This is a genomic window from Streptococcus sanguinis, from assembly GCF_026781265.1.
In the GTDB taxonomy this organism is placed as follows: domain Bacteria; phylum Bacillota; class Bacilli; order Lactobacillales; family Streptococcaceae; genus Streptococcus; species Streptococcus sanguinis_T.
Window position 1 is genome coordinate 1 of sequence record NZ_JAKUVC010000011.1, and the last position, 6,722, is coordinate 6,722.

Sequence of the window (6,722 nt, forward strand, 5' to 3'; positions counted from 1 at the left end):
AATTGTCTAACTTTTTGGGGTCAGTACAAGATGGCTCTTTTAATGTTTTAGTTTTTAAATGATCAATACAGTCCTGTCTTCCGATTATCCCTTTAAAACAAGCAATTTTGCAACAGTCCTTTATTGCGCAGCTGGGCTAACCAGTTGTCAGGAATCCCTTCCAAACCATAGATAATACCAGCCAAGCCGCCAGCAACTGCAGCTACTGTATCAGTGTCGTCGCCCAAATTAACAGCTTTCAGGACAGTTTCCGGATAGGAAGCGCTAGTCAGTAAGCACCAAAGTGCTGCTTCCAAAGTATCCACCACATAGCCACTAGAGCGAATGTCATCTTCGGTCAGCTCTGCTAAAGTTTGCAAACGAGCGTAGGTTTTGCTAGTCTCTAAGCCTGATAATATTTCCGGTAGTTGCTGGCCTTTTAAGAGCCTACGAGCAATATCCACATAAAGCTGGCAGGCTTCTACGGAAGTCGCATGGGCATGTGTAATACTGGAAACAGCTTCAATATCAGACGGACTAGCTGCCGTAAAGGCTAGGGGCAGAATCCGCATCAAAGAACCATTTACATTGGAATATTCATCAGATAGACCGTGTCCCCTTGTCAATGCTTCGCGAGTCGCATTTCCTACATCGAAAGTCAAACCATCTGGTGTGTATGCTCCCTCGAAGAGCCAATTTTTAAACCGCTGCTGCATATCGGCAGGGTCAATCTTACCTTTTTCCCTGATAGAATCACAGGTCGCCAAAACAAGGCTAGTATCATCTGACCAAGTTCCAGCTGGCTGCTGATGGCTGCCATAGCCCACCATCTCAATCGCTTTAAAACTGCTTCGGGCTAGAAATTCGTAGGGAACTCCTAATGCATCAGCTACCGCCAAACCATAGACTGCCGCTTTCAAAGATTGGTTCATGCCAGCCTCCTCTGCTTTTTATTTTATTATACTATTTTTGATATTAAATTTCTTCCTAACCCAAAAAACAAGCGCAGCCTCGCGCTTGTTTTTCTATTTTGTGTTAAAATAAAAGGTATGGACAAAATTATCAAAACTATCTCAGAAAATGGTTCTTTCCGTGCTTATGTGCTGGATAGCACAGAGACGGTTCGGACCGCTCAAGAAAAACATCAAACTCAAGCAAGCTCTACCGTTGCACTTGGCCGCACACTGATTGCCAGTCAAATTTTGGCTGCAAATGAAAAAGGCCAGACCAAGATTACCGTCAAGGTCCTCGGGACCAGCTCACTAGGCGCAATTATCACAGTGGCAGATACCGAGGGTAATGTCAAAGGCTATGTGCAAAATCCTGGTGTAGATATCAAAAAGACTGCCACCGGTGAGGTTCTAGTTGGTCCTTTTGTCGGCCAAGGAGAATTCCTCGTCATCACGGACTATGGTACGGGCAATCCTTACAACTCCATGACTCCTCTCATCTCTGGAGAAATCGGCGAAGACCTAGCTTTCTACCTGACCGAAAGCCAGCAAACACCTTCCGCAGTTGGTCTCAACGTCCTCTTGGATGAGAATGATAGAGTCAAGGTTGCTGGCGGTTTCTTGGTACAAGTTCTGCCTGGTGCCAAAGAAGCTGAAATCGCCCGCTTTGAGAAGCGGATCCAAGAAATGCCTGCTATCTCAAAACTGCTGGAATCCGATGACCATATCGAAGCTCTGCTGGCTGCCATCTATGGTGATGAGCCATACAAACGCCTGTCTGAAGAGGAAATCCGCTTCCAGTGCGACTGCAGTAAAGAGCGCTTCATGAATGCCTTGGCTACCCTGCCAAAGGCTGACTTAGAAGAGATGCGTGACCAAGACCAAGGAGCTGAAATCGTCTGCCAATTCTGCCAGACTGCCTATCACTTTGACCAAAACGACCTGGAGGAACTGATTCGTGACAAATCTTAATACCCCTTTTATGATTGGGAATGTTGAAATTCCCAACCGCACAGTTCTGGCACCTATGGCCGGCGTAACCAACTCTGCTTTCCGGACCATTGCCAAAGAGCTGGGAGCAGGCCTGGTCGTGATGGAAATGGTCTCTGACAAGGGCATCCAGTATAACAACGAAAAAACCCTCCACATGCTTCATATCGATGAGGGAGAAAACCCAGTTTCTATCCAACTGTTCGGTAGCGACGAGGACAGCTTAGCCCGCGCAGCGGAATTTATCCAAGAAAACACTAAAACCGATATTGTCGATATCAATATGGGCTGCCCGGTCAATAAAATCGTCAAAAACGAAGCTGGAGCCAAATGGCTCAAGGATCCTGAGAAAATCTATAAAATCATCAACAAGGTCCAGTCCGTTCTGGATATTCCTCTGACAGTCAAGATGCGGACGGGTTGGTCCGACAGCTCACTGGCTGTAGAAAATGCTCTGGCAGCTGAAGCCGCTGGAGTCTCTGCCTTGGCTATGCACGGTCGCACCCGTGAGCAAATGTATACTGGTCATGCCGACCTTGAGACCCTGCACGATGTAGCCCAAGCTCTGACCAAGATTCCTTTCATCGCTAACGGAGATATTCGCAGCGTGCAAGACGCCAAGCAGCGTATCGAGGAAGTCGGTGCTGATGCCGTCATGGTAGGTCGAGCAGCTATGGGAAATCCTTATCTCTTTAACCAAATCAACCACTACTTTGAAACTGGCGAAATCCTTCCAGACCTCAGCTTCGAGGACAAGATGAAAATCGCCCATGAACACCTCTCCCGCTTGGTAAATCTCAAAGGAGAATATGTGGCTATCCGCGAATTCCGGGGCCTAGCTCCGCACTATTTGCGCGGTACTGCCGGAGCAGCCAAACTCCGCGGTGCTATTTCGCAAGCTGAAAGTCTAGCTGAAGTCGAAGAACTCCTGCAAATTCAAAAATAAAAACGAAAGGAAGTCAATTGGACTTCCTTTTTTGTTTAGGGTTGAGTCACCACAACGCTTGTTACTGAACCATCTGCTCCTGTTGTAATATGCAGATTGGCATTGCCTTGCCCGCTTAACTGCGCATTGTATTTGCCATCATCCAGTGTATAAGAGTAGGAAGCAATGGAATAATTATCTGTCTTCCCATCTGCAGACTGGACTGTGAATTGACCATTACCTGATACAGTCACAGTATTTCCATTGGCATCCTTCCAAGTACCAGCAGCCGCTGAGAAATCCCCATCCACCATGGTCAAGACACCTTTATAGCGAGCATTGCTGGCTGCCTGTTTATTCTGAAGCTGGCGATTGCTTTCGGGAGCTTGGGCTGGTTGAGTTGCTTGACTCTGAGTATTTTGTCGACCTGAAGCTTGCTTCGGCTGCGTTTGTTGGGCTTGAGGTGCTTCGACAGTAGACTGTTGCTGATTAGCAGGAATTTCGGCTTGTCCAGGCTGGCTAACTGCTCCTTCTGAAGAAGCGCTGACCTTACTGGATGACGCAGCTTTTGAGCTAGAAGAAGTCTGAACAGTCTTGCTAGAACTAGCACTTGTTGTACTTTCGTCTTTCTTACCACATGCCCCTAAAAGCAAACTAGAGGCCAGAACTGCAGCTGCCATCATTTTTGTATAAGTACGTGTTTTCATCTTTTGTCTCCTTGTAATATTTAGAAATCTTTTTGTAACATTATTGTAACACAACAGGTTTACTATGTCAATCATTTATGCAATATTTTTCAAGAAATTTTTTACTCAGGAGAAATGCTGTTTCTCAATCTGCTTCTTTTGTCATGAGAAACACGCTCCTACTTATCTATTCGTAATTAAGAATGAAAAAACAGGACAATTTTGCCCTGCAAGAGAAATATAGGATCAACTTTCTTTTAATCTGATTTTTCTACCTTCAGCCGATACACTTTTCTCGGCTTCTTCTTTGGCACGCGCTTGACGCCTGCCTCCTCTAGATATTCTCCAAATTTCACTAGAAAATTATTGCTGACAATAGGTCGTCTAGGCGTGATGAGATTGACCAGCTCAGTCCCTTCATAGACAGTAAACGGTGATTCCAGCAGATGGAGAAAAGTTGGATTCCAGTCCAGTCGCCCCTGAATCCGCTTGATAGATTCCAGCAAGATTTGGTAGTGGTCAAAGGCAAAGTCCTCTGCTGTCAGGAGCCGTTCACCATCTTTAAAACTACTAGTCTTAAAGTCAACATCAAGAAAGGTGACTTCCTTGGCATCATCCCCAGCTTGCGCTTGATCTACTGCTATGGCCGGCAGATAGACCAGATGGGCAATGGTGATGACCCAACCGCGCGGATCACGTCCTGGAGTAGAAACAGTCATCAGCTGTTCCACCTTTTCCAGCGGTATCTCCAGCCCCACCTCTTCCTTAACTTCCCGAATGCAGGCCTGATAGGCATCCTCATGCTTGTCTACAAAACCTCCAACTAGGGCATATTTATTCTGATAAGGGTGGGCCTTGCGCTTGATGACCAAAAGTTTTATCTGCCTTTCCACGAAGCAGTATGCCACCATATCCGCTGTTACGCTGGGCGTCTCGTACTTGGGCAAATCCTGTGTCTTGTACCATGCCAAAAAGGCGGACTCATCCGCCATGGTTTCATAGTACTCTTTTTCCGACATTCCCGCTGGGATATCCTGTTTGGTCATGAGTTTCTTCCTTTCCTAAGCTATTTTTTCTATCAAAAAATCTCAAATTTTAGTCTAAGCTTTCTTCACCGCCTTGGTCCACTGATACCATCCAACGATACTATTGAGGGTATAGACCCAGTACATGGCCTGGATATGAAGGTTGCTACCCCACCAGAGATAAATACTGAAGAGATTGGTCGCAATCCAGAAGATCCACTGTTCGCGGTAGAGACCAGTCATGAGAAGCTGACCGATACCATTGGTCGCATCTGTCACGCTATCACGGAAAGGCCGGTGACTGTGAATGCTCTTATAAGCAAAGCCCATACCAATCCAAATCAAGGCAGTCAAGGCCAAATATTTAAGCCAGCCACGCCAGTCTAACTTCTTAGCTTCAAAATGAGATGGCTCTTCCTTATCTTGTTCATTGACCCGGTTGGACAGCCAAGTATAAAGGCCGATCGGCTGCATGATAAAGAAGTAGACCGTAGTCAACACTTCTCCGTAAAAGCTAGCCTGAAAGGACAATAGGAGGTAAATAGCCGAATTAACCGCTCCAAAGAGGTAATTGCTGGCCCGTCCCTCGGCTACTAGAATAACGCAAACGATGCCTGTCCAGGAAGCAAAGAGTCCCAGCCAGTCATGCTGCTTCTGACCACTGGTAAACTCCAGAATGAAAGGCAGACTGGAAAGAGCAAGCAAGTAGAGCCATTGAGTCAAGCTGCGCCCACCACATAAATCCTGCCAGAACAATTTCGCTATGCCGCTAAAACCTTGTTTTTTTAGCTACCGCACAGACATTGCGGAAATTCTGAACAAAGTTTTGAGATTTTTGTTTCAGTCCTGTGTAGAGAGTTGCAGGAGAGAGTTTTTGATTTTTTACTACCATTCTATTTTACCACTTTCTTTTTTAATCCGCTTGATAAATCATGTCAATCGCTTCTTTGGCCGCCTGATAATTGTCCAAATAACTGCCAGCCAGATAGACCGTCGGAATATGAGCCAAGCACTGCTCTTTCAGCTTTTTCAGATAGCTTGAAAAATCACTGCGTATAGCCTCGTCTGCCATACTCATATCGCGAAAGCCATCGTTAACATAGGTGCCGACCGGCTCAGCAAAGAGAATCAAATCCCATTTTTCCTTGGACAAGATGCTGGCAAAGAGATTGTCAAAAGTATCTGTTTCCTCGTCTTGAACCGAACTTTCTTTCAGATAGTAATCATAGTAAGCCTTGGTTACCAACGAATTTGTATCAGCCACGACCAGACCACGGTTGGCGCTGCTGTCAATTAATCGGGAAGTCTGAGCATATTGTCCCAAGAGCAGATAATAATAGTCTTTAGGGGTCAGCTCATCGTCTCTCACGTTATTTTGAATCTGGTATTCTCGAGCATATTCTAGACTAACCGGAGCATCATAGTAACGAGCCAAATCCTTAGCCAAGGTTGTTTTCCCATTGCTGGCGCTGCCCATAATCAGCACTTTCTTGGTAAAGTGACGACGGAAAGGTTGGGCGATATATTTCCAATAACGACTAGGATTTTCCCGAATCATGGTAGCTGAGATACCAAACTGGCGCTCCTGCAAGGAAGTTTTGAAGTCACGCTTTTCTAACTCCTTCTGATAGTCAGCCTCACCAACAAAGAAAACCAGTTCCTCGCGTTCTGAATCATAGCCCACCAACTCCAATAAAGCCGGCAGCCACTTGTCCCAACCCAGAGGATAGCGAGGAAAAGAAGTTTCATCTAGCTTATAAACCTGAGTCAATTCATCATCTGCGAAAGTCTCCCGCGTATATCGAAAACGCTTCTGCAGAGACAGACCCACTTCCTGCCCACGGTCTTTCTGATAACCAGAAACCACCACGCGCACCTTATCATAAGAACGCTTAGCTTTCTGAATCAAATCAATATGCCCCTGATGCAAGGGAGCAAATGTTCCAAATACGATTGCAATTTTTTCTTTCATAGGCCTATCCTTTTTATTGTTTTTTATATTTTTGCTCTTTCTATGTTTTTATTATAAACTATATTTTTATTTTGTCAATAGTTTTTTATAAAATTTTATAAAAATATTTTTCAGATACTTTAATACTGTATTAAGCGCAAAAAAAGAACCTAATGCCTTAAGCATCTGTACTGACCCCAAAAAGTTAGACAATTA

At 45.2% G+C, this 6,722-nt stretch carries 6 protein-coding genes and 1 pseudogene; 2 read left to right on the plus strand and 5 right to left on the minus strand.

What is annotated here, in order from left to right:
* Window positions 1–92: 92 nt before the first annotated feature.
* The gene (locus tag MK370_RS10680) at window positions 93–911 is read right to left on the minus strand and encodes an ADP-ribosylglycohydrolase family protein (protein WP_268685228.1); all 819 of its coding nucleotides are present in this window, start codon (window positions 909–911) and stop codon (window positions 93–95) included.
* Between the two features lie 117 nt (window positions 912–1,028).
* On the opposite strand from MK370_RS10680, the gene hslO reads away from it, so the two are divergent.
* On the plus strand, window positions 1,029–1,901 hold the full coding sequence (hslO, locus tag MK370_RS10685; RefSeq protein ID WP_326845094.1) for an Hsp33 family molecular chaperone HslO: 873 nt from the start codon (window positions 1,029–1,031) through the stop codon (window positions 1,899–1,901).
* Entirely contained in the window at window positions 1,888–2,865 is a 978-nt protein-coding gene (gene dusB / locus MK370_RS10690; protein WP_268685229.1) for a tRNA dihydrouridine synthase DusB, read from the plus strand. Before hslO ends, dusB begins: the two co-directional genes overlap by 14 nt.
* Before the next feature lie 35 nt (window positions 2,866–2,900).
* Here the strand turns inward: dusB and MK370_RS10695 are convergent, their stop codons facing one another.
* From MK370_RS10695 to MK370_RS10710, 4 genes and pseudogenes are all read right to left on the minus strand, one after another.
* Window positions 2,901–3,626 (minus strand): DUF6287 domain-containing protein, encoded by a 726-nt coding sequence (locus tag MK370_RS10695; RefSeq protein ID WP_268685230.1) that lies wholly within the window; start codon window positions 3,624–3,626, stop codon window positions 2,901–2,903.
* 161 nt (window positions 3,627–3,787) lie between these two features.
* Window positions 3,788–4,576, minus strand: coding sequence for an NUDIX hydrolase (locus MK370_RS10700; RefSeq protein ID WP_268685231.1), 789 nt, complete (start codon window positions 4,574–4,576; stop codon window positions 3,788–3,790).
* Between the two features lie 54 nt (window positions 4,577–4,630).
* A pseudogene (pnuC, locus tag MK370_RS10705) lies at window positions 4,631–5,447 on the minus strand (nicotinamide riboside transporter PnuC).
* A 21-nt stretch (window positions 5,448–5,468) separates the two neighbouring features.
* Window positions 5,469–6,527 (minus strand): AAA family ATPase, encoded by a 1,059-nt coding sequence (locus MK370_RS10710; protein ID WP_268685232.1) that lies wholly within the window; start codon window positions 6,525–6,527, stop codon window positions 5,469–5,471.
* Window positions 6,528–6,722 lie beyond the last annotated feature (195 nt).